This is a genomic window from Cognatishimia sp. F0-27 (assembly GCF_020667845.1).
Classification (GTDB): Bacteria; Pseudomonadota; Alphaproteobacteria; order Rhodobacterales; family Rhodobacteraceae; genus JAFMPQ01.
Map to the genome: position 1 here is coordinate 67,925 of NZ_JAFMPQ010000018.1, position 24,716 is coordinate 92,640.

The 24,716-nt window shown below is 62.7% G+C and carries 17 protein-coding genes and 1 tRNA gene; 11 read left to right on the plus strand and 7 right to left on the minus strand.

The window, feature by feature from the left end; all coding sequences use genetic code 11:
• The first annotated feature begins 66 nt into the window (after positions 1-66).
• From J1C49_RS11410 to J1C49_RS21735, 3 genes are all read left to right on the plus strand, one after another.
• The gene (locus J1C49_RS11410; RefSeq protein WP_227445953.1) at positions 67-531 is read left to right on the plus strand and encodes a DUF3237 domain-containing protein; all 465 of its coding nucleotides are present in this window, start codon (positions 67-69) and stop codon (positions 529-531) included.
• Between the two features lie 76 nt (positions 532-607).
• Positions 608-1,462, plus strand: a complete 855-nt coding sequence (locus J1C49_RS11415; protein ID WP_227445954.1) for a DMT family transporter — start codon at positions 608-610, stop codon at positions 1,460-1,462.
• Positions 1,463-1,532: 70 nt separating this feature from the next.
• The gene (locus J1C49_RS21735; RefSeq protein WP_370639407.1) at positions 1,533-1,697 is read left to right on the plus strand and encodes an integrase core domain-containing protein; all 165 of its coding nucleotides are present in this window, start codon (positions 1,533-1,535) and stop codon (positions 1,695-1,697) included.
• Between the two features lie 157 nt (positions 1,698-1,854).
• On the opposite strand, the gene J1C49_RS11425 is transcribed toward J1C49_RS21735, so the two are convergent.
• A tRNA-Ser gene (locus tag J1C49_RS11425) sits at positions 1,855-1,944 on the minus strand.
• A gap of 186 nt (positions 1,945-2,130) precedes the next feature.
• On the opposite strand from J1C49_RS11425, the gene J1C49_RS11430 reads away from it, so the two are divergent.
• A complete protein-coding gene (locus J1C49_RS11430) occupies positions 2,131-2,838 on the plus strand; it encodes an HAD family hydrolase (protein WP_227445955.1) in 708 nt (235 codons plus the stop codon).
• Here the strand turns inward: J1C49_RS11430 and J1C49_RS11435 are convergent.
• From J1C49_RS11435 to J1C49_RS11460, 6 genes are all read right to left on the minus strand, one after another.
• Positions 2,835-4,745 (minus strand): alpha-amylase family protein, encoded by a 1,911-nt coding sequence (locus J1C49_RS11435; protein ID WP_227445956.1) that lies wholly within the window; start codon positions 4,743-4,745, stop codon positions 2,835-2,837. The genes J1C49_RS11430 and J1C49_RS11435 overlap by 4 nt on opposite strands.
• A gap of 254 nt (positions 4,746-4,999) precedes the next feature.
• Positions 5,000-6,379 carry a M10 family metallopeptidase C-terminal domain-containing protein gene (locus J1C49_RS11440; protein WP_227445957.1) on the minus strand — a complete coding sequence of 460 codons (1,380 nt, stop codon included), beginning with the start codon at positions 6,377-6,379 and terminating at the stop codon, positions 5,000-5,002.
• Positions 6,380-7,035: 656 nt separating this feature from the next.
• A complete protein-coding gene (gene ychF, locus J1C49_RS11445) occupies positions 7,036-8,133 on the minus strand; it encodes a redox-regulated ATPase YchF (RefSeq protein ID WP_227445958.1) in 1,098 nt (365 codons plus the stop codon).
• Between the two features lie 240 nt (positions 8,134-8,373).
• The gene (locus J1C49_RS11450) at positions 8,374-9,780 is read right to left on the minus strand and encodes an MATE family efflux transporter (RefSeq protein WP_370639406.1); all 1,407 of its coding nucleotides are present in this window, start codon (positions 9,778-9,780) and stop codon (positions 8,374-8,376) included.
• Positions 9,781-10,208: 428 nt separating this feature from the next.
• Positions 10,209-11,198: a nickel/cobalt transporter gene (locus tag J1C49_RS11455; RefSeq protein ID WP_227445959.1), complete on the minus strand. Its 990-nt coding sequence runs from the start codon at positions 11,196-11,198 to the stop codon at positions 10,209-10,211.
• Positions 11,180-11,818 (minus strand): DUF1007 family protein, encoded by a 639-nt coding sequence (locus J1C49_RS11460; RefSeq protein ID WP_227445960.1) that lies wholly within the window; start codon positions 11,816-11,818, stop codon positions 11,180-11,182. Before J1C49_RS11460 ends, J1C49_RS11455 begins: the two co-directional genes overlap by 19 nt.
• Positions 11,819-11,997: 179 nt before the next feature.
• Here J1C49_RS11460 and J1C49_RS11465 point away from each other — a divergent pair, with 179 nt between their 5' ends.
• The 7 genes from J1C49_RS11465 to malQ all read left to right on the plus strand — a co-directional run bounded on the left by J1C49_RS11465 (position 11,998) and on the right by malQ (position 24,701).
• Complete coding sequence (locus J1C49_RS11465) at positions 11,998-12,648, plus strand: TIGR02453 family protein (RefSeq protein WP_227445961.1); 651 nt, start codon at positions 11,998-12,000, stop codon at positions 12,646-12,648.
• 382 nt (positions 12,649-13,030) lie between these two features.
• Positions 13,031-15,415: a glycogen/starch/alpha-glucan phosphorylase gene (locus J1C49_RS11470; protein ID WP_227445962.1), complete on the plus strand. Its 2,385-nt coding sequence runs from the start codon at positions 13,031-13,033 to the stop codon at positions 15,413-15,415.
• Between the two features lie 95 nt (positions 15,416-15,510).
• The gene (gene glgB / locus J1C49_RS11475) at positions 15,511-17,763 is read left to right on the plus strand and encodes a 1,4-alpha-glucan branching protein GlgB (protein ID WP_227445963.1); all 2,253 of its coding nucleotides are present in this window, start codon (positions 15,511-15,513) and stop codon (positions 17,761-17,763) included.
• Positions 17,764-17,834: 71 nt separating this feature from the next.
• Positions 17,835-19,103 carry a glucose-1-phosphate adenylyltransferase gene (glgC, locus tag J1C49_RS11480; RefSeq protein WP_227445964.1) on the plus strand — a complete coding sequence of 423 codons (1,269 nt, stop codon included), beginning with the start codon at positions 17,835-17,837 and terminating at the stop codon, positions 19,101-19,103.
• A 217-nt stretch (positions 19,104-19,320) separates the two neighbouring features.
• On the plus strand, positions 19,321-20,727 hold the full coding sequence (gene glgA, locus J1C49_RS11485; protein ID WP_227445965.1) for a glycogen synthase GlgA: 1,407 nt from the start codon (positions 19,321-19,323) through the stop codon (positions 20,725-20,727).
• 6 nt (positions 20,728-20,733) lie between these two features.
• Entirely contained in the window at positions 20,734-22,842 is a 2,109-nt protein-coding gene (gene glgX / locus J1C49_RS11490) for a glycogen debranching protein GlgX (protein ID WP_227445966.1), read from the plus strand.
• Positions 22,839-24,701, plus strand: coding sequence for a 4-alpha-glucanotransferase (gene malQ, locus J1C49_RS11495; protein WP_227445967.1), 1,863 nt, complete (start codon positions 22,839-22,841; stop codon positions 24,699-24,701). Before glgX ends, malQ begins: the two co-directional genes overlap by 4 nt.
• The last annotated feature ends 15 nt before the right edge of the window (positions 24,702-24,716 follow it).

The window sequence follows — 24,716 nt, forward strand, 5'->3', positions numbered from 1 at the left end:
TGCTTGGCAGTTTACTCGAAGTTCGTTACATAGGTAAACAGTTTTACATATGAAAGGCTTGTCTTGATGAATTTGCCGCGTCCCAAGCTCAACTTCGCTTGTCAGCTCCAGGTCGCGTTGGATCCTATTCGTGAAATGGGCAACGGTCGCGCCGGACACCGCCGGATCATCCCCATCATAGGCGGGACCGTCACAGGCGAACGGCTCTCCGGACGTCTTCTCAACGTCGGTGCGGACTGGCAGACGATTTTCGACACCGGGCTTGCGGAACTGGATACGCGATACGCGATGGAAACCCACGACGGGGCGACAATCGAAATCATCAATTACGGCTATCGCCACGGACCGAAAGACGTTCTTGACGCGGTTGCGCGTGGTGAAACCGTTGACCCGTCTGCGTATTACATGCGGACACATGCACGCCTAGAGACAGGTGACGCGCGTTATGATTGGGTCAATCGGACGCTTTTCGTTGGTGTCGGGGCAAGACAAAAACAATCTGTATTGGTTGACCTCTATGCGCTGGAATAGATCTGCTGGATCACGCTCAGTCCTGGCTTCGAGAAAGAAAAGCCACGGCGTTGGCCTCTGAGCGAAGGACATCCAGGTGACAGCTCAAAACCGCGCAATCCTGCTGATGATCGGGGCGATCTTCTGCTTTTCGATCATGGACGCCACCGTAAAGGCGCTCGCGCCAAGCGTTGGTGTCCTTCCTGCCCTCTGGGCGCGTTATACAGGACAAATGGCGCTGGTCTTTGTGCTCGTGGCCCCACGGTTGAAAACGGTCGCGCGCACAAAATACCCGGCTCTGCAATTTCTGCGGTCGATCTTGTTGATGAGCGCCACCGCGTTCTTTTTCACGAGCCTGAGCGTGCTTCCTTTGTCGGACGCAGCAGCGCTCATGGCAACGAACCCGGTCCTCATCACATTGGGCGCGGCGCTTTTCCTGGGCGAGAGGCTTGGACTGCGCCGCATTTCGGGAATTGGCGTTGCCATGATCGGAGCGCTGATCATCATTCGACCGGGGAGCGATGTCTTCAGTCCGGCTGCCCTTTTGGCTTTGGGCGCCGCGATCTGTTATTCGGGCTATGCGTTGCTGACACGCAAGGTCGGCGCCGATGAGGATGTCTGGACATCCCTCTTCTACACAGGGATGGTTGGGACCGTTTTGCTGAGCATCGCGGTCCCGTTTCAATGGCAATCCGTGGGCGTCACCAGCATCGGATTGATGTCAGTTGTGGCTTTGGCGGGCACCGTGGGACAGCTCGCCTTGATCAAGGCGTTCTCGGAAGGGGAAGCCGCAATGCTTGCGCCCTATTCCTATTGCGGTCTTGCTTTCGCTGCACTCTGGGGACTTCTGTTTTTCTCGGAATTTCCCGACTTTTGGACAATAATCGGCAGCCTGACAATCGCTGGTGCAGGTCTCTATGTCTGGTATCGGGAAACCTATGCAAATCGGTGAGTCTTGGTATCGGCGAGCATCTCAGGACGAAACGTCGAACCGTATGGCGCAAGCAATCCGCACGAACGCTATGCACGAGGTCAATGGGAACACACCTCTGCTCCCGTCTCTGCGCCATAGCTGCCGCATGATTGCGGAATGGCGCGCCGACTACTATCACAATCGGCCTCACTCCAGCCTCGCTGGTCTAACTCCACACAAATATCCTGACCAACAGAGGAAGGCCAACACCTGAACAGAGAGCCCCAATGAATGCGGACTCTCCAGGGAGCAGGTGAACTTGATCACGCTTCCTTGAGCGGTGCATGGCGGTTTAGCCCCACTTCCAGGCGGGTTTCGGGCGCGGGCGGTGCTGTTTGATCGCGAAATTACCCAATAAGATCAGTGGGTAATGGCGGAGACGAAGGGATTCGAACCCTCGAGACGGTTTCCCGCCTACTCCCTTAGCAGGGGAGCGCCTTCGACCACTCGGCCACGTCTCCGCCGACCCGTCTAATGCGAGCCTTCGAGGGAAACAAGACCAAAATCCGGTACACTGCGGCAATCTTGAAGGTTTGGCGTATGTTCGGCAAAGTCGTTTTTGGAACACGGCAGCGCTGCGGGTCCGAGACACAAGAGATCCACTTGAAAGACAAAGCATGCTGCATGCGGGCACAAGGAGAGGTCACATGAGTCGTCCGCACGCAGCGTCCCACACACCATGCGATGCCCGGTCACCCCGACCGTCGCTCGCGCCACATGACGCAATCATCTTCGATCTGGATGGAACGCTCATCGACCGCGCCCCGTGCCTGCATCGCGCGGCTTCACGGATGTTGAGGGAATTTGGAGGTCTGGCGCCGGATTTGGCAACGTTTCGAACGTTGATTGGTGGCGGTCACCAAGGTCTCGTCCGCTCATCGCTTGCCAATGCCGGTCTGAACCAAATCGATAGCGACGCGGCGCTGGAGCGGTTTCGCAACCATATCCCGGCGGGCCTCAGCCAACGCGCGGAAGTCTTCGGCGGCGTCGCAGCGATGATCGATACGCTCAAACGGCGCGGTATTCGCGTCGGACTGACAACGAAGAAACCACGTCGTGCCGCGCACCGTCTTCTCGATGCCATGGGACTGTCAGGCTTCGACTGCATCGTGACCGCAGAAGATGTTGATGCGCCGATGCCCAATGCCGCGCTGCTCGCAATTGCATGTGCCGCGCTTGCGACGGTTCCGGAGCGTGCGATCTTCGTCGGCGACAGCACGACCGATGCGCATCTTGCTGCCGCACTGCCGATCCGATTTGTGCATGTCTGCCCTGCCGGACGATCACCCAGACTTGCGGTTGCACCGGTGGTGACGGTGCAAAGCCCAGCGGACTTGCTGAAGGTCCTGATCTAGAGATCGCCACCGGGTGCCTGACAGAGCCAGACACGGGCGTAAGGTGGCAAAGCCACGGGGTCATCGTGACGTGCGACCCACGCTTCGGACAGAAGGTCATAAAGCCCCCCACCGTGCTCCCGCACCCAGTCCGACGACACTGTCTGCCAGGTCTCTGTAAAATTGAACACGCACACCACGGCCCCAACCGGCGCGCGCCGTGCGAAGGCAAACAGCGCCGGGTTGCCGGTGTCCAGAATATCGGTCGGATGACGGGCGTGAAACGCGTCCACCGCTGCGCGCCGTTGCAATATGCGGCGCAGCCCGTGAAAGACGCGCCCCGGAACGGTGTCCGGCGCCGCTCGGGCCTCTGCTACCCGGCCCCAATCCATCATTGGGCGATGCAACCACCGACTGTCCGCACTGTGCGCGGGGTCATCGCGGTAATGCCAATCGTTGAGCAAGGCAATTTCGTCGCCCATATAGATCAACGGGATACCGCCATAGCTCGCGATCAGAGCGTGCCCCATAAGTATGCGATCAATGGCCAGCGCAAGATGCGCCTGATTGCCCGATTCAAGCGCCGCCTCCACCCCGGCAAGCGACGCACAGCTTCCCGAGTTCCGCTTGTCTCCGGTCAGCTTGTTGACGCCAAAAAGCGCGCCCCGCGCAAAGCTCCCCGGGAACTGCCCTTCATAGAAATCGGCCAGAAATCCCCGATGTCCGGGACCACTCACACCGACCGCTGCGGCATCCTCATCGGTCACGGCCCAACCGATATCGTCATGGCACCGCAGGTAGGTCGCATAGGTTGCATTGTTGAGCGCGCGCGGGAAATGGGTGCCTAGCGTGTGGGTCATCAATCGGGTGTCTCGCGACGCAAGCGCCGACCAGATCTGAACCATGAGCGAATTGTGATAGGCAAGGTTGCCGAGACGTCCATCGTGCTCGCCGCGCCCGAGATAGCCGAGCATTTCTTCGGGGCCGACGATCGCCTCTTCGAGATGGATCACCGAAGGGGCCACGATCCGGCACACGGCGCGCAGGGCCTGCAGGAGCATGTGACATTCGGGCTCCGATTGGCAGCGCGTGCCAAGCCGTTTCCAGATGAAGGCCACCGCATCGAGCCGCAGGATCTCCACCCCCCTGTTGGCGAGCGCGAGCATGACCTGCGCCATTTCAAGGAACACGTCTGGATTGGCCCAGTTAAGATCCCACTGATGCTCGTTGAACGTCGTCCAGACAAAACGTCCCATGTCCGGGTAGTAGGTAAAGTTGCCCGGTGCGGTATCGGGGAACACTTCAAGCAGGCTCTGCTCATATTGGCGCGGCATCGTCTCATCCGGAAAGGTGAGGTAATAGTCGCGATAATGCGGATCGCCCGCCCGCGCCTTCTTTGCCCACTCATGTTCCTTTGCTGTGTGATTGATCACAAGATCCACACAAACCGAGATGCCGCGCGCCCGGCATGCGGCGGTTGCCGCTTCGAATTCCGCCATGGTCCCGTAATCCGGGTTGATGGCGCCATAATCCATGACCGAGTATCCGCCGTCATTGTCACCGGGACGCGGCTTCAGACAGGGCATGAAATGCACGTAAGTCACGCCGAGATCGGACAGATAGCCGAGCTTGTCCGGGATGCCCGCCAAATCACCGGCAAAGCGGTCGATGTAGAATGCATAACCAACCCGGTCGGGACGCTGAAACCAGTCGGGTTCAAGATCGCGTGCCATGTCGAGCCGCTTGAGTTCCCCGGGGCGTTCGTCCCAGGCGGCGCGCATGGCTGCATTCAGCGCCTCGCAAAACGCTTCGTAGGCCGGATGCTTGCCATAGATCCGCGCGAGCATCGGCCACAGGTCTTCATGGCTGCGCGCCGCGCGCATGTCGAAGAGGGTCGCGTCATCGACCGATGCCTTGATCTGCCCCATGGTGGTCCCCCTGCCCGATCAGATTGGTGTGGGGTAAGGCGTGTTCATGGATGGATTCAAGCGTTTTTTCATATGCACCCTGTGGCGAAAACTCGATATGGCTCTCGCGACAAAAGCGGCTTGGCATGCGCCACGGCACGGCACGGCGCAGGGTGATCGTCGACCGGTGAACAGGGTGTATTGCATCCCGATGGCACCGGACGGACCGCGCGCATGGTCGCGACGTCCGGTTCCGGTCTCACACCCCCAAACAGCTAGAGGATGAAATCGTCCACGCTTGCCGTCCCAACGATATAGAGCTGGCCGTCCGCGCGCCCGTCGCCATCCACATCCATGGACGCGAGCGTCACATCCCTCCCGGAGCGCACCAGCGATTGCAACACCAACTCGCCCGCCTCGCCCGTAAAGCGCTCCACTTCTGTAAAGGCCTGATCTCCCGCTTGCGTGACATCCGCATCGACAAGGAAAAGATTGATCCGATCACCCTCCGCCGCGGAGAAATCTCGGATTTCGTCACGCACATATTGCCCGACCGCTGTATCGGAGATCGAGCGGAGCACAAAATTGTCGGCACCCGGCCCACCAGTCAACAGGTCACGGCCCGGGCCACCATCCAGAAAATCGTTCTGCGCGCCGCCGAAAAGCTGGTCGCCATCGGAACCGCCGTAAAGGCGATCATCGCTGTCCCCGCCGAGCAGCGTGTCGCGCCCCGACAGCCCATAGAGCGTGTCCTCTCCGGCGCTGCCTTCGATGCGATTGCCATGGGTCTTGGTGCCATAGATCGTATCATGCGAGGCCCCGCCGATGGCATGCTCGATCTCGCTCAGGCGGTCGGTGCCGCCGCCACCCGTGGCACGGCCAGCTTCGAGGTTGAGCGCGACCGGTGCAAAGATGCCGGTATACAGAACGGTGTCGAAATTAGATCCGCCAGCGAGCGTGTCATTGCCCTCTCCGCCATGGATCGTGTCGCGCCCCGACCCTCCGTCAATCTCGTCATGGCCGTTTTCGCCGGTCACGCGGTCATCGCCGCCGCCCGCGCCGATCGTGTCGTCGAATTGCGTGCCCTTCATCTCATCGGCTTCATCGGTGCCTTCGATCAGAGGCGCCCCACCCGGATCGGGACTTCTGCCAAACCAGACATGGTGGATATTGCCTTGATAGGGCACGGAATAGTCTTGGTTGATCTCGACCCCGATCCCGATCGCTTCCCAAGTCCAATCGGACCAGATCGATCGGTTCATGATCACGTTGTCATGCCCGGACGATCCTTGCCACCCTGCCAACGCCCCTTCGACGGTGCGTGAACCGGCGGCGCTGATCTCGAAGCCGTAGTCAGGATACGATGTGTTGAGCCTTTGCGGGGCAAACCACATCACCTCGGCGGCGCTATGATCGCTGTAATAGGGCGCATCGGAAAAGCTGTGCAGATTTGCGCCCTCAGGCAATTGCAGCCCCGCAACCCAGATATTTTCATAGGTGTCCACCGCGTGCCGGCCTGCGGTGGCAGACAGACCCGCCGACAGCGGGATTACGGGCAAATTGGCGGTCGCGCGATACTCCATGATCAGGTGATACAGCTTCAGCTCGTCGGGGCTGATCGTGTCATGGGCGTTGGGAACGTAGATATTGACCAAACCGGCAACCTCACTTGCTTCAGACGATTGAGTCGACAGACAGACACCAGCAATGGGGCCAAATCATGCCGCGTTTGCGCAGGCGCCGTGGCAATCGGCACCGGGTTCATGCAACCCGGCGGACACGGCGCGCACCGCAGCGGACGCGCTGTCCGCCTTCTCCTTGTATAGAGGGTCGACGGAAACCGTGCTGGCAGCAAGGCATGGAATTGCTGACCCGGGCGCGCGGGTCGGCAAAGACCAGCGCGGTTTGCGTGCCTGCACCGCAAGCTCTCGGCAAAGCGGTGCCATCTTGCTGTGGACGCAGGCAAAACCCCGCTTGCGCCCGGATCAGATCGCGGCACAGACCACACAAGTGGCGGCAGCGTCCGGGCGTTTGCGTCTCACCTCCCGCAAAGGAGGTCGGTCCGGCATCAGAGGGTTTGCGGCAACAGGCGATTGCGCATCCGAACACCGAGCGGCCTTCAGTGATTGCGGCCCGTCACTACACTGACGGCTCCGCGCCAGCGGTCCGCGAAAAGGCGAAGCGGCAAAGCCGTCTTGTCAGGTGGCCTGAAAGCCGTGTGCGGCCTGGGACCGATGGCGTGTATGGGCAAGGTCCGGAGCATCTCGCAGACATCGCGCGGCACGGAATGTCCGGGGTGATCTGGCTATGCTCAGGTGTTGAACAAGAAATGCAGAACGTCGCCATCCTTGACCACGTAGCTCTTGCCTTCTGCGCGCATCTTCCCTGCATCCTTTGCCGGCTGTTCGCCGCCCAGCTCGACAAAATCGTCATAGGCGATGGTTTCCGCACGAATGAAACCCTTTTCGAAGTCACCGTGGATGACACCGGCTGCCTGCGGCGCCTGAGTGCCGACACGGATTGTCCATGCCCGCGCCTCCTTGGGGCCGACGGTGAAATAGGTCTGCAGATGCAGCAGGTCGTACCCGGCGCGGATCAGCCTGTCGAGACCAGCCTCCGCAAGCCCGAGCTCAGAGAGGAATTCGGCGGCTTCCTCCGACTCGAGTTGGCTGATTTCCTCTTCGATCTTGGCCGAGATCACCACGTGGCTGTTGCCTTGCGCCGCGGCCATGTCCGCAACCGCCGCACTCAGCGCGTTTCCGGTTGCGGCCTCTGCCTCATCGACATTGCAGACATAAAGCACCGGTTTGGCCGTCAGCAGCTGAAGCATGGTCCACGCCTTACGGTCTTCGGCGTCGATCTCGACCGTGCGGGCGGGCTTGCCCTCTTCGAGCACGGCGAGCGCGGTCTTCATCAGGCGTTCCTGCTGAATGGCCTCCTTGTCGCCGCCACGCACCTTGCGCACGATATTCTGCAGACGCTTTTCAAGGCTTTCGATGTCGGCGACCATCAGTTCGGTCTCGATGGTCTCGGCATCCGAAACCGGATCGACACGGCCGTCCACATGGGTGACGTCATCATCCTCGAAACAGCGCAGCACATGCGCAATGGCATCGACTTCCCGGATGTTGGCAAGGAACTGGTTTCCGAGCCCTTCGCCTTTGGACGCGCCTTTCACAAGGCCGGCGATATCCACAAACGTCATCCGCGTCGGGATGATCTGTTTGGATTTCGCGATGGCTGCAAGCCTGTCGAGGCGCGCATCCGGGACCGCCACCTCGCCGACATTGGGTTCGATCGTGCAGAACGGAAAATTCGCCGCCTGCGCGGCCGCGGTCTTTGTCAAGGCGTTGAAAAGCGTCGATTTGCCGACATTCGGCAGCCCGACAATCCCCATGCGGAAGCCCATGATGCGCGTGTCCTTCGTCTTTTCGTGAAATCGGCTCGGGCGCGGGATACTCCGGGCCGCGCATGGGTGCAAGGGCGCAGGCGGAGGCCAGCTGCGATCGACCGCGAGACTGTCCGGCGTGGCGCGGGTGTCGACGCGGCGCATGAGGGGCCAGCCCCTCATACTCCCCGGGATATTTCGCGCCCAAAGAAACAGCGGCCAAATCACGCAGAACCGCAGACGCGACAAGGGCGGAGCGGGTCAGGCGCGGGCGATCAGCACGGTCGGTCCCAGACGCCAGAACCGCCACCCCAGAAGCAAGGCCGCCACGGCCAGCCCGAGCGACAGGCCGAACCAGACCCCGACCCCTTCCATTCCCAGCGGGAAGCCCAGCAAATATGCCGCGGGCATGCCTAGCCCCCAATATGCCAGCGCCGCGAGGACCATGGGCACGCGGGTGTCCTGAAGTCCGCGGAGCAGCCCGATATGGACAACCTGCGCCGCATCGACCAGCTGGAACAGGGCGGCCATGGCCAAGAGACCACGGCCAACAGCGAGGATGGCTTCGCGGTCGGGGTCATCGGGATCGATAAACAGGCCCATGAGCAGGTCCGGCACAAGCAAGAAGGCCGCGACCGAAAGCGCCACGGCGATGCCGGAGAGGATCAGCGAGGCCTGCGCGCCACGCTTGAGATGGGTCGGATCCGCGCGCCCTACCGCATTGCCGGCGCGCACTGTGGCGGCGTTGGACAGGCCCATATGGATCATGAAGGTGGCGGAGGCGATCTGGATCGCGATTCCATGCGCCGCCAGCGGGATCGTGCCCAGCCAGCCCATCAACACAGCGGACGCGGCAAAGAGCGCGGCCTCCGCCAGAATTGTGATACCGACCGGCATGCCCAACGCAAAAACCTTGCGAAACATGTCCCAATCCGGGTTCCAGAAGCGGATGAAGATCTGATGTTCGGGTGTCTTTCTGGTTGCATAGGCAACCACCAGGAGCAGCATGACCGCGTTTGAGGTGACCGAAGCGAGGGCCGCGCCGGTGATGCCGAGCGCCGGCATGCCCCAATTGCCGAAGATCAGCGCATAATTCGCGAAGACATTGGCCACCGCTCCCGCCACAGTGATCCAGAGCACGATCCGCGTGTGTTCAAGCCCGGCGAGGTAGTTCTTGAGCACCATGACACCCAGCGCCGGCAGCATGCCAAAGCCCGCAATCCGCAGATATTGCTGCGACAGTGCCGCCATTTCCGCGGTCTGGCCGAGCCACAGCATGGCCTGACCGGAAAACCACAAGAGCGGCAGCACGAGCACGAAATACAGGATCGACAGCCACAGCGCCATGCGCGTCACGCGGCGGATCTGGGTCTCGTCCTGGCGGGCCGCATATGTTGCCACCATCGGCATGATCGCCCAGGCAAAGCCGGATCCGAGCAGGAAGATCGTGAAAAAATAGCTGCTTGCCAGTGTCAACGCTGCGAGTTCCGTGACCCCGTACCAGCCGATCATGACCGCATCGGTCAGTCCGATCGCGAACTGCGCCAAATGCCCGCCGACAAGCGGAAGGCCAAGCAACATCGTCGCGCGAATATGGCCTGACAACGGCAGATGCCGGCCATGACCGCTTGTCGCGGAGGTCGGATTGGGGTTTTCAGCAGAACTCATGAAAGTGCTCTAGGCTGGCGGGCGGGACCACGCAAGAGCCAGGGGGCAGCCTGCCGGAGTCGCGTTCGGTGTGCCGATGAGGCGGCGGCGGTCCTTCGAGCACCAGCCAGCGCCGCAGCCGGCGAGACATGGACCGGGGCAGGCCAGCAGCACCGCCGCGGCTCTTGATGCAGTGCACGCACAGCGACCGATGATGATCGGTGATTTCCGCGGCGCCGAATTGCGGGTCAGAAGGCGCGTTTGCCACCCTCACGGTCCGGGGTCCGTGCGTGCCGAATGCGTCAAGCGCCACGCTGCTGTTGAACATCACGGCGTGACCCGCGTCACCCTTCGGTGCCACGGGCGCGCCTCAGGCAGATGTAAAACACCGCTTTAAGACGGTGGGGTCCATCCTCCGCCCCGTCAGTTGCGCAACGGCCGAGACCGGATCAAAGCGCGCGCAGCACCATTTGCCCCGCCAACAGGGCAATGACAAGGCCTGCCCCCGCCTCGACCGCACCAACGGCCCGCAGGCCACCGGGACCGGAGACCAACCGCATGATCGCGCCTTCCCGAAAGCCGACGGAGGCCACGGCCACGGCAACCGTGACCGATGCGGTGCCGAGCGCCATGGCAAACGTGCCCGCGATTCCAGCCCGCGGCAAGCCGAGCTGCCATGTCAGGATCAACAGGAACAAGGCGCCGGTGCAGGGCCGCAGGGCGACAGCGCCGACAACCGCCAGCGCGTCGCGCAAAGACCGAACGGACTCGACCTGTTCGAGGCTCGGCGCATGAGCGTGACCGCAGCTGGCGCAGACGGCGGGATCATCGATATGCCCACCGGGGGCATGGTGGTCTGGCCCTTGCCCGTGGTGGTCATGCGCATGAGCATGCGTGTGGTGATCGTGGATGCGGCGATCACGGGCGCGATCGCCATCGGGGCCAGGCCCGGGCAAGAGCTTGCGCAACCCTCGCCAGACCAGCCACAAGCCGACGGCCGCGATCGCAGCATAGGACAAGGGCGCAAGCCATTGCTCGGTCACGCCTTGCATCTCCACGCGTCCCCAACCCAGAATCCACAGACCTCCATAAACCAAGGCCACCGCGGTGACCGCCTGGGCCAGGCTCGACGCCACCGCCAGCACCGACAAACGCATCATCGGCACACGCCGCGCCACACCATATCCACCGATCAGGATCTTGCCATGGCCCGGGCCGGCCGCATGGAAAAAGCCATAGCCGAAACACACCGCCATCAGGGCCATGAATGCACCGGGTTCGCCTGCGCGCAACGCCCGCAAGCCCTGTGCCATGGCGCTTTGCGCCTCGCGCTGACCCTCTGCTGCGACGGCGGCGACGCGATCAGCGCCGCCAAAGCCCCAGAGCCAGACGAGACAGGCCCCGACACAAAGCGCGAGGATCAGGAGGACGCGGCGCATGAAATCCTGACCCGATCCGCGAAGTGACGCCCGACCTGCATGATCTCGAACATGTCCTCGGGCATGGTGTTCAGCTCTTCTTCAACAATTTCTGCCGCGGCCTCGGCATCGTGAGGCACCACCTCGGCCTCACAGCCATCGCTGACATCGACCCGCGGCACAACGCTGTAGGCCACGTAATATGTGGGGTCGTATTGCAGCAGTTCGAGACCGTCCGCCGGCGCGTCAAGCGCGCGCGAATGCCGGGACACGATACGCCCCTCTTCAACGGAGATTTCGCCGATCACGGGATACTCAAGCGGGATTTTCACATCGCCCGCTGCATAGGCGTAAAGATCACCCTCGAAGCCTTCGGGCCAAACCTCGAAATCGAACCCCTGAAGCTGGTCGAGCTCCGCCTGCGTGAGAACGGCGTCGCCGTCGGGATCCAAACCCTTGTCCGCAAAGATGAGAAGCGAAAAGAAATCGTCCCAACGCCACGTCACGTCCACGCGGACCGCCCGGCCGTCTTCGACCACAACAGCGAGCGTCGTGTCGACAAAGACGTGCGGATGCGCCACGGCTACCGGGCTCGTCGCCAGCGTTGCGGCACATAGGACCACGCCAAATCGCGCTTTCATTCCGGTCAAACCCCCTGTCTGGTCGCGCCTTGATACAGCAAGCGTCAGACCTGTCACAAGACGAATGCCCCCAAGCGGCAAGAATGTGCTATGACATAACGACGAGGGAACGGGCCGGTCCCTGTACTGCCGGGCTCAATAACGAGTACGCGCAATTCAGCGCGTCGAGGGACGACGCTATGCCTGAACGTGCCGATCCAGCCATGTTGCTTTCCGATGCACGCGAGTTTTTGTCCGAATTGACCGAAAACAATTCGCGCAGCTGGTTCAAGGACAACAAACACGCATACGACGCCCGGTTGAAGCGCCCTGCCGAAAGGCTGATCGCGGAGGTCGCGCGTTGGCTGGAAGCCCGTCAGCCCCTTCCGGTGCGCGGAAAGCTTTTTCGCCCGCAGCGTGATGTCCGGTTTTCAGAAGACAAGACGCCCTACCACACCCACCTGCACATGCTCTGGTCCTTGCCGGACGGGCGTGGCTGGTTTCTCGGAATCGCAGTGGACTATGCCTCGGCAGGCGCTGGCATGATGGGTTTCGACAAGGACCCTCTGAACCGCTATCGCGATGCGGTCGCCGGGCCGGAAGGCGCAGAGCTGCAAGCGATCATCGACGCGGCGGGATGGCGCCTCAACGATACGGCGCTGCAACGGGTGCCGCCTCCGTTCGAAGCAGATCACCCGCGCGAGGCGCTCTTGCGCCGCAAGGGGCTGGTGGCTTGGCAGGATGATCTGGATGCCGCGCTGAGCCGCGAACCGGTGACCGCCACACAAGAGGCTCTCTCGGCATTCGATCCCCTGGTCGCTTGGCTGGAAGCAAACGTTCTGGCGCGATGACATGCGCATGACGCCGCTCTGGCATCATGTCCTTCACAACACTATCGGCACAACACAATCGGCCACATCAATCCAAAGTGCGTGCACGCGCACCCGATGAAGACAATGCAGCGTCAAATGACATACCGGAGCGCCGCGCCTGCGCCTTTTGCGCGGTTTTTTGCCGACACACCTCATGGGGAGCGCGCGGTGCCGCCACAGAGCGGCGTATTGCGGCGAAACTGCCACTGATTGCCGTTACCGCTAACAAAAACGACATGGCGACCCTTGCGGGCCTACCGCCTAATGCGGCAAAGCAGCAACAACCGTTCCGCGGGCCACAAGATTCGGCCTGGTCAATCTCAGGATGATGCCCGCGACCGCCCTGAATGAGGACGACGCCATGAACCAAACGACCCCTGTGCACCCCGCCCTGCGTGACCAGATCCTGCATCACCTGACCTATACCGTGGGCAAGGATGCCGACCACGCGCAACTCAGCGACTGGCGCTTTGCCCTGAGCCACGCCCTGCGCGACCGGATCGTCGATGCCTGGATGAGCGCCACGCGGCAGACCTACAAGGCCGATGCAAAACGGGTTTATTACCTGTCGATGGAGTTCCTGATCGGGCGGCTGCTCGAAGACGGGCTGAACAATCTCGGGCTTGCCGATGAGGCGCGAGCCGCGCTGTCGGACATGGGTCTCGACCCCGAAGCGGTGCTGCACGACGAGCCGGACGCGGCGCTTGGCAACGGTGGCCTTGGTCGGCTTGCCGCGTGTTTCATGGAAAGCCTGGCGACCCTCGGCGTGCCGGCCTATGGCTACGGCATTCGCTACGAACATGGACTCTTCCGCCAGAGCTTTGCCGATGGTCGACAAATGGAAGCGCCCGAAACATGGCTCGACCAGCCACATGTCTGGGAATTCGAACGGCCGGAAGCGCGCTTCACGCTCGGCTTTGGCGGCGACGTCACAACCCGCGACGGCAAGACAGTGTGGCAGCCAACCGAGATGGTGCAGGCCGAGGCGTTTGACACGCCCATGGCCGGCTGGAAAGGCCGATGGGTCAATACGCTCCGACTTTGGGCGGGCCGCGCGGTTGACCCGTTTGACCTCGAACGGTTCAACCGTGGCGACTTTGCCGCCGCCTCCGAGGGCGAAGCATTGGCACGGACAATCAGCCGCGTGCTCTACCCCGAAGACAGCACGGAGATCGGCAAGGCGTTGCGGCTCAAGCAGGAGTATTTCTTCTCCGCGGCCTCGATCCGGGACATCCTGCGCCGGTTCGAAGCCGATCACGGGGATCTGACCGCCCTGCCCTCCAAGGTCGCAATCCAGCTCAATGACACCCATCCTGCAATTGCCGGGCCGGAACTGATCCGCATTCTGCACGATGAGCGCGGCATCGCGTTTGATGACGCGATGCATATTGCGCAGAATACAGTGAACTACACCAACCACACATTGCTGCCAGAGGCGTTGGAATCCTGGGACGAGGGACTCTTTGGCCGGTTGCTGCCCCGCCATCTGCAGATCATCGACCGGATCGACGACGCGCATGCCAAAGCGCATCCGAAGCGCACCGTGACGGCGCGCGAGCATGGGCAGGTGAAGATGGGCGAGTTGAGCTTCATTCTCGCCAACCGGGTCAATGGTGTCTCCGCGCTGCATACAGGGTTGATGAAAACCACTGTCTTCAAGGATTTGCACGCATTGCACCCCGAGAAGATCGTGAACCAGACCAATGGCGTCACCCCGCGCCGCTGGTTGAACGCCTGCAACCCGGCGCTTTCAGGGCTGATCAGCGACACGATCGGCACAGGATGGATTGGCGATCTGGAGCAACTTGCCACGCTGGAGCCGCATATGGACGACGCCTGGCTGGAGCGGTTCCGCGCGGCCAAACGCACCAACAAGACTGCGCTGGCCGATTTCGTGCGGGAACAGCTTGGCATGACGCTCAACACGGATGCGATGTTCGACGTCCAGATCAAGCGGATGCACGAATACAAGCGACAGCATCTCAACATCCTTGAGGCCATCGCGCTGTGGCAAGAAATGCGGGACGCGCCCGATGCGGGCTGGACCCCGCGCGTGAAAATCTTCGCGGGAAAGGCCGCTCCCGGCTACTTCTTCGCCAAGGATATCATCGGCTTGATCAATGACGCCGCCGCGGTGATCAATGCCGACCCGCTCACCCGCGATATGCTGCAGGTGGTCTTCCTGCCGAATTATAACGTGACGCTCGCCGAGCGCCTGATCCCGGCAGCCGACCTTTCGGAGCAGATCTCCACCGCCGGCAAGGAAGCCTCCGGCACCGGCAATATGAAATTTGCACTGAACGGCGCGCCAACCGTCGGCACGCTTGACGGCGCAAACGTGGAAATCCGTGAACGCGTGGGCGCCGAGAACTTCTTCCTGTTCGGCATGGAAGCGCATGAGGTCGATGCCCGGCGCGCGATCCCGGATCATGCAGCACAGGCAATCGCCGCTGATCCGCGCCTCGCCCGCGCCTTGCGCGCAGTCTCGGACGGCACGTTCTCCAAAGACGAGCCGAACCGCTATGCCGGGATCGTGGAGAACCTCTCTGGCCCGGATTATTTCCTCGTGTGTTCGGACTTCACGGATTACTGGCGCGCACAGCGCGAAGCCGATGCAACTTATCTCGATGCAAAGCATTGGTCGACAATGGCCGCGCTCAATGTGGCTCGGTCGGGCTGGTTCAGCTCGGACCGGACAATCCGGGGCTATGTCGCGGATATCTGGAAGGCCAGCAGTCTGCTCTGACGGGTCAGTTGCACATTGAGCCCCGGGCGGTAGGTTTGGGAACAGGAACAAGCGAACAGGCCCGGTTGCGGGCTTCGCGCAAAACAGGAGGGGATATGACCGCGATCAATCCGGATAAAGTCGGCAACCAATCAGCTTTGGAAGCCATACTGGACGGCACGCAGGACGATCCCTTCGCCATTCTGGGTCCTCACAAGAAAGGCCGCCTGCGCCACGTCACGGCCTTCGACCCGGGCGCAGACTCGATGCAGGCGATTGCGGGCGGCAAGGTCTTCGATCTTGACCCTGTGGATGGCATGGCCGGTCTCTTTCACGGAAAGGTGACCGGGTCCGCCCCGTATACGCTGCGCGGGCAAGCCGGCGACAGCGTTTGGGAGGTCGACGACGCCTATCGCTTCGGTCCCGTGCTGGGCGAGCTGGACGAATACCTGCTTGGCGAAGGAGCGCATAAACGGCTCTGGGAGGCCCTTGGCGCGCATGTGATGACACATGAAGGCGTGCCGGGCACCCATTTCGCGGTTTGGGCGCCCAACGCCCGCCGGGTGTCGCTGGTTGGGGATTTCAACAGCTGGGACGGTCGACGCCACGTGATGCGCAAGCGCGGCGTCACCGGGGTCTGGGAAATCTTCATGCCGGGTCTCGGCGATGGGACCGTCTACAAATACGAGATCATCGGTGCGCATGGCGAACGGCTGGAAAAGGCCGACCCGGTCGGCTTTGGCTCACAACACCCGCCGGAGACCGCGTCAGTCGTACGCGACATCCGTGGTTATGGCTGGGACGACGCGCGCTGGATGGACAAACGCGCGGCATTGCATGCCACCGACCAGCCGATCTCGATCTACGAGGTCCAACTCGGATCCTGGCGCCGGAAGCCGACAGAGGGCGGACCCGACCGCCCGATTTCCTACCGCGAAGCCGCCGAAGAGCTTGTCACCTACGTCAAGGAGATGGGCTTCACGCATATCGAGCTTCTGCCGGTGTCGGAATACCCGTTTGACGGCTCATGGGGCTATCAGCCCGTCGGTCTTTACGCGCCGACCATCCGCTTCGGCCCGCCCCATGAATTCCGCGATTTGGTAGATGCCGCACATGCCGCCGATATCGGTGTGTTGCTGGATTGGGTTCCCGGGCATTTCCCGACCGACGCACACGGTCTGGGCAAGTTCGACGGCACGTCACTGTATGAACATGCCGACCCTCGCGAAGGGTTTCATCAGGACTGGAACACGCTGATCTACAATTACGGGCGCACGGAGGTGAAAAACTTTCTCACCGCAAATGCGCTCTACTGGCTGGATGAATACCATATCGACGGGTTGCGCGTGGATGCGGTCGCGTCGATGCTTTATCGCGATTACAGCCGCAACGATGGCGAATGGATCCCCAACCGCGACGGCGGGCGCGAGAACTACGAGGCCATTGCCATGCTCCAGGAGGTCAATATCGAGACCTATGGCGCCCATCCGGGTATCATGACCGTCGCAGAGGAAAGCACCTCGTTCCCGCGCGTTTCAGGCCCGGTGCATGACGGCGGGCTCGGCTTTGGCTACAAGTGGAACATGGGGTGGATGAATGACACGCTGGACTACATGGAGCGGGATCCGATCCATCGCCAGCATCATCACCACCAGATGACCTTTGGGCTGACATATGCCTTCTCGGAGAACTTCATCCTTCCGATCAGCCATGACGAGGTGGTGCACGGCAAGGGCTCGATGATTGCCAAGATGCCGGGGTCCGAGTGGGAGAAATTCGCCAACCTGCGTGCCTATTACGGTTTCATGTGGGGTCACCCGGGCAAGAAACTCCTGTTCATGGGTCAGGAATTTGCCCAGACCACGGAGTGGAACCACAACACGGCCATCGATTGGGCCTGTCTGGAGAACCCGATGCACGCGGGCATCCAGCGGCTCGTGCGCGATCTCAACACGCTGTATCGCGGCACGCCCGCCCTGCATGAGCGCGACTGCGACCCGTCCGGCTTTCAATGGATCGAGGTCAACGACGCGGCGCATTCGGTCTACGCCTGGATCCGGCGCGGCGCCGAAGGCAGTCCGGACGCTGCTGTGATCTGCAATTTCACCCCCATCGAGCGCAGCGATTACCAGATTGGCCTCCCGGCCGAAGGGCGCTGGCGCGAAGCACTCAACACCGATGCCGAGATCTATGGCGGTGGCGGGCGCGGCAACATGGGGATGGTCACTGCGGTCAATGGCGAAAGCCACGGCTTCCCGGCGCGGGCCACGGTTGTCATACCGCCGCTGTCCTGCGTGGTTCTGGTGCAGGACGACCCAGAGGCCAACATCGATCCAGACGCCGATCTGACCGGCGGCGAAACCATCTGACACCCGGGGCGGCGGACCGGCGCGGGAGGCGCTCGCCGCTTCAGAACAATGATATAAAGGGAGAGACAACAATGGCACCTGAGACAGCCCGGCTTTCCAGCCGCACCATGGCGTTCGTTCTGGCCGGGGGGCGCGGCTCCCGCCTCAAGGAGTTGACGGATCGTCGCGTGAAACCGGCGGTCTATTTTGGCGGCAAGACCCGGATCATCGACTTTGCCCTGTCCAACGCGCTGAATTCGGGCATCCGCAAGATGGCCGTTGCGACGCAATACAAAGCCCACAGCCTGATCCGCCATTGCCAGCGCGGCTGGAGCTTTTTCCGCGCCGAACGCAACGAATTTCTCGATATTCTGCCAGCCTCACAGCGCTACAACGAGAGCATCTGGTATCGTGGAACAGCGGACGCAGTGGCCCAGAACATCGACATCGTCGACAGCTATGACGTCGACTACGTGGTGATCCTCGCGGGCGACCACATCTACAAGATGGATTACGAACTGATGATCCGTCACCATGTCGAAGCCAAGGCGGATGTCACCATCGGATGTTTGACCGTCCCACGCATGGAAGCGACAGCCTTTGGCGTCATGGCGGTGGATGAAAGCGACCGGATCACTTCGTTCCTCGAAAAGCCGGCAGACCCGCCCGGCATCCCCGGCGACACGGACCACGCGCTGGCTTCCATGGGCATCTACGTGTTCAACTGGGCGTTCCTGCGCGACATGCTGCTGCGTGACATGGAGGACGACAATTCCAGCCACGATTTCGGCAATGACCTGATCCCGGAGATCGTCAAGAACGGCAAGGCGCAGGCGCACCGCTTCTCCGACAGCTGTGTGCGTCACAGTGCCGACGCCCCAGCCTATTGGCGCGATGTGGGCACGGTCGACGCGTTCTGGAAGGCGAATATCGACCTGACCGAATTCGCTCCCGATCTCGATTTGTGGGACCGCGACTGGCCGATCTGGACCTATTCCGAAGCCGTTCCTCCGGCGAAATTCGTGCATGACGAAGATGGCCGTCGCGGCAGTGCGGTGTCCTCGCTCGTGTCCGGCGGATGCATTATCTCAGGCACCGAGATCCGCGGATCGCTGCTGCATACGCAGGTTCATACGAACAGTTTCGCCAGCTTGGATGGCGCGGTTGTGCTGCCCTATGCGACCATCGGGCGGCATGCACGGTTGCGCAATGTCGTGATCGACCGCGGGGTATCCATCCCGGAAGGCCTTGTGGTCGGAGAAGATCCGGAGGCGGATGCCGAACATTTCCGGGTCTCGGAAGGGGGCGTGACGCTGATCACCCAGTCGATGCTGGACAAGCGGGCAGCAAGCGGGAAGTAATGCGCCCCGGGATGGTGGGAACATGCCTTCCATTCTCTCAAGGTCCGCAACGCACCGCGCCCGATATCGGAGCGGGCGCTGCGCGATTGGACACTGCGCAAGGCGACGCCATCGTGCCGCCCTGCGCGCCTCAATAAGGCGCTGTGCCCCTTCGGGCTTGCGCCAGCACTTGTGAAGTCTGGTGCCCTGCCCATCGCGGCACCTGTCTGGAGTAAGGATGACAACAGTTCTTTCGGTCACCTCCGAATGCGTGCCGCTGGTCAAGACCGGCGGTCTTGCCGATGTGGCCGGCGCCCTGCCGGCTGCGCTCGCTCCGTTTGGGGTCGAGATGCGCACGCTGTTACCGGGCTATCCCGACGTGATGACAGCGTATCCGGATGCGCCCGTGATGCGCGATCTGGGCGACCTTTTTGGCGGCACGGCCTGCCTGCGCCGGGGGGCCTTGGGCGAAAACGTCCTCTACATCCTCGACGCGCCGCATCTGTTTGATCGCGCAGGTGGCATCTACCTTGGTCCTGACGGCCGCGACTGGCCGGACAACCCGATGCGCTTTGCCGCCTTGAGCAAGGCCGCGGCGCTGATTGCCGCAAACGGGGTCGAAGACTGGCGGCCCGACGCGCTGCATCTGCACGACTGGCAGGCCGCACTCACCCCTGTCTACATGCGCCAGCTTGGCGTTGGGCATGTTCCAAGCCTGATGACCATCCACAACATCGCCTTTCAGGGCCTCGCACCCGCGCATCTTCTGGGCGCGATGGAGTTGCCGGGGCATGATTTCCACAGCGACGGGTTCGAGTATTACGGCCAGATTTCGGCACTCAAGGCCGGCATTCTTTACGCTCACAAGGTCTCGACCGTCTCGCCGACCTATGCGCGCGAATTGATGACGCCGGAGTTCGGCATGGGACTGGAAGGCGTCCTGCAGCACCGTTCGGCGGATTTTCTCGGTATTCTCAACGGCATCGACCTTGATGTCTGGACCCCGCCCTACGACACGCCAGAGCAGAAGCGGACGCATCGTGCGGCCCTGCGCGCGGAGTTCGGACTTCCCGATGCGGAAGGGCCGCTGTGCGTCGCGATTTCGCGACTGACCGGACAGAAGGGGCTCGACCTCTTGATCGAGGCATTGCCGGCCTTGCTGGAACAAGGCGGACAGCTCGCACTTCTGGGCTCGGGCGATGCCGCGTTGGAAGCGCAGTTCCGGCAAGCGGCGGAGCGCCATGCGGGCGTCGCCGTTCGTATCGGCTATGACGAACCGCTGAGCCGGCGCATGATGGAGGGGGGCGACGCGATCCTCATTCCATCGCGGTTCGAACCCTGCGGGCTGACCCAGCTTTACGGGCTCCGCTATGGCACGGTGCCGGTGGTGGCCGCCACGGGCGGTTTGGCCGACACGGTGATTGATGCCAACCCTGCCGCCGTCACACGGGGTGTCGCAACGGGCATCCAGTTCCACCCGGTCACCGGACAGGCGCTGAGCGGCGCAATCCAGCGGCTCGGCGTGCTCTGGCGCGACCGGTCGACCTGGGCCCGGACCAGCGAAAATGCCATGGCCCAGCCCGTCGGCTGGGACGCATCCGCGCAGGTCTATGCCGCGCTTTTCTCCCGCATGGTTCAGGCTTAAGAAACGATGACGCAGATCATGATCCGGGAAGGCCGCGCGGCCCCGCTTGGCGCGACATTTGACGGCGAAGGCGTGAATTTTGCGGTCTTTTCCGAGAATGCCAGCCGCATCACGTTGTGCCTGTTTTCCGAGGAAGGCAAGACGGAGACTCACCGGTTCGACCTGCCGGAACGGGACGGGGATATCCGCTATGGCTATGTGCCCGGTTTGCGACCCGGCCAGAAATACGCGCTGCGCGCCGATGGCCCTTACGCGCCGGAGGACGGGCACCGCTTCAATTACAACAAGCTGCTGCTCGACCCCTATGCCAAGCGCCTGACCGGCCACCCGGTCTGGCACGACGCGCTTATGGGCTACACCGTCGGCCATCCCGACGGGGATCTCAGCTTCGACACCCGCGATAGCGCGCCCTACATGCCGCGCTGCGTGGTGGTGGACCCGAGCTTCAGTTGGGGCACGCAGACGCGCCCCAAGACGTCCTTTGCCGACAGCATCCTCTACGAAGCCCATACCAAGGGCCTGACCCAGTCTCTTCCGGGGGCGGCGCCCAAGGGCGGATTTCTCGCCCTCGCCTCGGATCGGGTGCTCGATCACCTGACCGATCTCGGCGTCACGGCGCTGGAGCTCTTGCCGGTTCACGCCTTCCTGAACGACCGCTTTCTGGTGGAAAAGGGGCTGACGAATTACTGGGGCTACCAGAGCATCGGCTTTTTCGCGCCTGACCCGCGATACCTCGGGCAAGGCGACATTGCAGAGTTTCAGCACATGGTCGCGCGCCTGCACGCGGCCGGGATCGAGGTCATTCTCGATGTGGTCTACAATCACACCGGGGAAGGGAGCGAGACCGGCCCGACGCTCAGTTTCCGCGGGCTCGACAACCTCAGCTATTACCGCGCGATGCCGGAAAAGCGTTACACGATCAACGACACGGGCACCGGCAACACCATCAACATGGATCACCCGATGGTGCTGCGCATGGTGCTCGACTCCTTGCGCTACTGGGTCGAGGTCATGCATGTGGACGGGTTCCGGTTTGACCTCTGCGCCACGCTCGGCAGACGTGCCGACGGGTTTGACCGCGACGCTCCGTTCTTTCACGCGCTGCAGCAGGATCCGGTTCTTAGCCGGGTGAAACTCATCGCTGAACCTTGGGACATCGGTCCGGGCGGCTATCAGCTTGGCGCGTTCCCACCGCCTTTTGCAGAGTGGAATGACAAGTATCGCGACGGTGTGCGCCGCTTCTGGCGCGGCGATACCGGCCATGTGCCGGAGCTCGCGGAACGGATCACCGGGTCTGCGCTGCAATTCGACCATTCCGGGCGTCCGGCAACGGCCTCGGTCAATTTCGTGACCGCCCATGACGGGTTCACCCTGGCCGATACCGTGCGCTACCGACATCGGCACAACATGGCCAATGGCGAAAACGGCAAGGACGGCCACGGCGAAAACTTCTCGGATAATTTCGGGGTCGAAGGTCCGACGAGCGATCCCGGGATCAAAGCCGCCCGCGCGCGCCGACAGCGCAACATGCTGGCAACGCTGATGCTCAGCCAGGGCACGCCGATGCTGCTGGCTGGCGACGAGATCAGCAACAGCCAGAGCGGCAACAACAATGCCTATTGCCAGGACAATCCCATCGGCTGGATCGACTGGGACAACGCCGATGCGGAGATGCTGGACTTCACGAAGCGGCTGATCGCCTTCCGGAAGCACCATCCAATCCTGCGCCAGAAACGGTTCCTGCATTCGCAGGAGCGCGTCACGGACGGCCGCGAAGACCTGTTCTGGCGCCGCGCCGACGGCAAGCCGATGGAGCAGCCCGACTGGGACGATCCGGAACTCCGCGTGCTGTGCGCCGAGATGCGTATGGCTTGGGACACGCCCTCCTACGCGCAGGGCGAGGATGCGCTGTTTTTGGTGTTCAACGCCGGCAAGGCCGTCAATGTTCGGATGCCGGCCGCGCCCAGCGTGTGGCAATGGCGGCTCGGGATCGATACGAACCAGACCACCGCGCTGCCGGTCTCTCCGAAAGGTCCGATCGTTCCCGTGGCACACGAAAGCGTCCAGGCCTGGTATCTTGAACGTCCCTCGGGTGCCGGGATGACACGCCGATGACGGCGGCCACGCGGCCTCTCGCCCGCGCGCTGGGAATCGTTCCGCGCTACACCGATCAGACCGGGGAGCGGCGCACGACAGGTGTGGACAGCGCCCGCGCGCTGATCGCGGCGATGGGGGTCGATCCTGCTGCCAACGCACGGGACGTCTTGGCCGATCTGCCCGAAGATCTCGTCGTGACCGCCGGTGCGGTCCCGGATTTTGAACCCGACGGCGACTGGACCCTGACCTTCGAGAACGGCGCGCAGCGCGAGGGGCGCGGGGCACTGCCCGCCCTGCCGCTTGGAATCCACCGGCTTGAGACCGGCTCAGGCGCGCGCGTCACGCTGCTGGCCGCGCCTCCTGCCCTGCCTCTGCCACCACGGTGCTGGGGGCTGATCGCGCCGCTTTACGGGCTGAGCGCCACCGGCGTCGGAAGCTATGGCGACCTTGGCCCGCTTCTGGACGGGCTCGGCGCTCTTGGCGCCGGGTTTCTTGGTCTCAACCCGGTGCATGCAGGTTTTCCCTGCGCGCCGGAGGTGTATTCCCCCTACACACCCTCGCACCGGCGCAGGCTCAACGCGTTGCATCTCGTTCGGGGCAGCGATGCCGCGGATCCGCTGATCGACTACGCCATAGAGACGCCCGCGCGCGCAGCCGCGCTCGATGCCGCATACGCGGCTTTTGAAGGCGATCCAGCCTTTGACGCGTTTGTGGCCGATGAAGGAGCGGCGCTGCAGCGGTTTGCCCTGCATCAGGCGCTGTCCGAGCGCCACGGCGCGTTCTGGAACAGCTGGCCCGCCGCCTTGCGCGATCCCGAAAGCGCGCAGACACGGGCCGCGCGCGCGGAACTTGGCGCATCAATCCGGCGTCACGCGTGGTTCCAGTGGCGTGCGGAAGAGGCCTTGAGCGCGCTTCAAGCCCGCGCAAGGGCCGGTGGCATGGCACAGGGGCTCTATCTCGATCTGGCCGTCGGAACCCATCCCGACGGCGCGGAGACATGGGAAGATGCGGGCGCCTTTGCGCTTGGCGCGTCGCTTGGCGCGCCGCCCGATGCGTTCTCCGCCGACGGCCAGAACTGGCAATTGGCACCGTTCAACCCGCTCGCCCTGCGCCGGCGGGCCTACGCCCCGCTCGCCGAAACCCTGCGGCGACAATTGCGGGTATCGGGCCTTTTGCGGATCGACCATATCCTTGGCTTCGAGCGGGCTTTCTGGGTGCCGCAATGCGGCGCACCCGGTGCCTATGTCACCATGCCGCGCGCCGCGATGCTCGCTGTGGTGCGGATTGAAGCCGCGCGGGCCGGTGCGGCGGTGGTCGGCGAAGATCTGGGCAATATTCCGAAGGGATTGCAGGGCGCTCTGCGCGAAGCCGGCATCATGGGGTGCCGGGTCGCCATGTTTGAACGCAGTCGCTGGAAGCCTCCGGTGTTCCGGAAGGCCGACGCCTATGACGAAGCGGCAATCGCCAGTTTTTCAACGCATGATCTGCCCACCTGGGATGGATGGCTGGCAGGCGCGGACATTGCAGCGCGCGAAGCGGTCGGCGATCTGAGCGCCGAACGCGCCTCCCGGGAGACGGCCATCCGCGCCACGGAGAGCCGCGCGCTTGTGCGCCGCCTCGGGACGGCATCGGTCGACGCCATGCACCGGTTTCTGGCCGCCACCCCGGCGCGGCTTGTCGCGGTGCAGGTTGAAAATACACTCGGCATGCAGGCGCAACCGAACCTGCCGGGCACCACAACGCAATATCCAAACTGGCGGCAGCGTTTGCCGGTTGCGGCCAACGCATTGTGCGCCACGCAAGGGCTTGCGGATGCCGCGGCCGCCATGGCCGAGGCCGGCCGCTCGGCCCGGCCAGCGGAGTCGAACAGGAAATAGAGGGACGAGGAGGAG

What these genes read in the sequence shown, in the direction of transcription:
- J1C49_RS11430 (WP_227445955.1), top strand. Translation starts at nt 2,131, where the DNA reads ATGAGTCGTCCGCACGCAGCGTCCCACACACCATGCGATGCCCGGTCA.
- malQ (WP_227445967.1), top strand. Translation starts at nt 22,839, where the DNA reads ATGACGGCGGCCACGCGGCCTCTCGCCCGCGCGCTGGGAATCGTTCCG.
- J1C49_RS11455 (WP_227445959.1), bottom strand. Translation starts at nt 11,198, where the DNA reads ATGCGCCGCGTCCTCCTGATCCTCGCGCTTTGTGTCGGGGCCTGTCTC.
- J1C49_RS11460 (WP_227445960.1), bottom strand. Translation starts at nt 11,818, where the DNA reads ATGAAAGCGCGATTTGGCGTGGTCCTATGTGCCGCAACGCTGGCGACG.
- J1C49_RS11435 (WP_227445956.1), bottom strand. Translation starts at nt 4,745, where the DNA reads ATGGGGCAGATCAAGGCATCGGTCGATGACGCGACCCTCTTCGACATG.
- J1C49_RS11410 (WP_227445953.1), top strand. Translation starts at nt 67, where the DNA reads ATGAATTTGCCGCGTCCCAAGCTCAACTTCGCTTGTCAGCTCCAGGTC.
- J1C49_RS21735 (WP_370639407.1), top strand. Translation starts at nt 1,533, where the DNA reads ATGCACGAGGTCAATGGGAACACACCTCTGCTCCCGTCTCTGCGCCAT.
- ychF (WP_227445958.1), bottom strand. Translation starts at nt 8,133, where the DNA reads ATGGGCTTCCGCATGGGGATTGTCGGGCTGCCGAATGTCGGCAAATCG.
- glgA (WP_227445965.1), top strand. Translation starts at nt 19,321, where the DNA reads ATGACAACAGTTCTTTCGGTCACCTCCGAATGCGTGCCGCTGGTCAAG.
- J1C49_RS11465 (WP_227445961.1), top strand. Translation starts at nt 11,998, where the DNA reads ATGCCTGAACGTGCCGATCCAGCCATGTTGCTTTCCGATGCACGCGAG.
- glgX (WP_227445966.1), top strand. Translation starts at nt 20,734, where the DNA reads ATGACGCAGATCATGATCCGGGAAGGCCGCGCGGCCCCGCTTGGCGCG.
- J1C49_RS11470 (WP_227445962.1), top strand. Translation starts at nt 13,031, where the DNA reads ATGAACCAAACGACCCCTGTGCACCCCGCCCTGCGTGACCAGATCCTG.
- J1C49_RS11450 (WP_370639406.1), bottom strand. Translation starts at nt 9,780, where the DNA reads ATGAGTTCTGCTGAAAACCCCAATCCGACCTCCGCGACAAGCGGTCAT.
- glgB (WP_227445963.1), top strand. Translation starts at nt 15,511, where the DNA reads ATGACCGCGATCAATCCGGATAAAGTCGGCAACCAATCAGCTTTGGAA.
- glgC (WP_227445964.1), top strand. Translation starts at nt 17,835, where the DNA reads ATGGCACCTGAGACAGCCCGGCTTTCCAGCCGCACCATGGCGTTCGTT.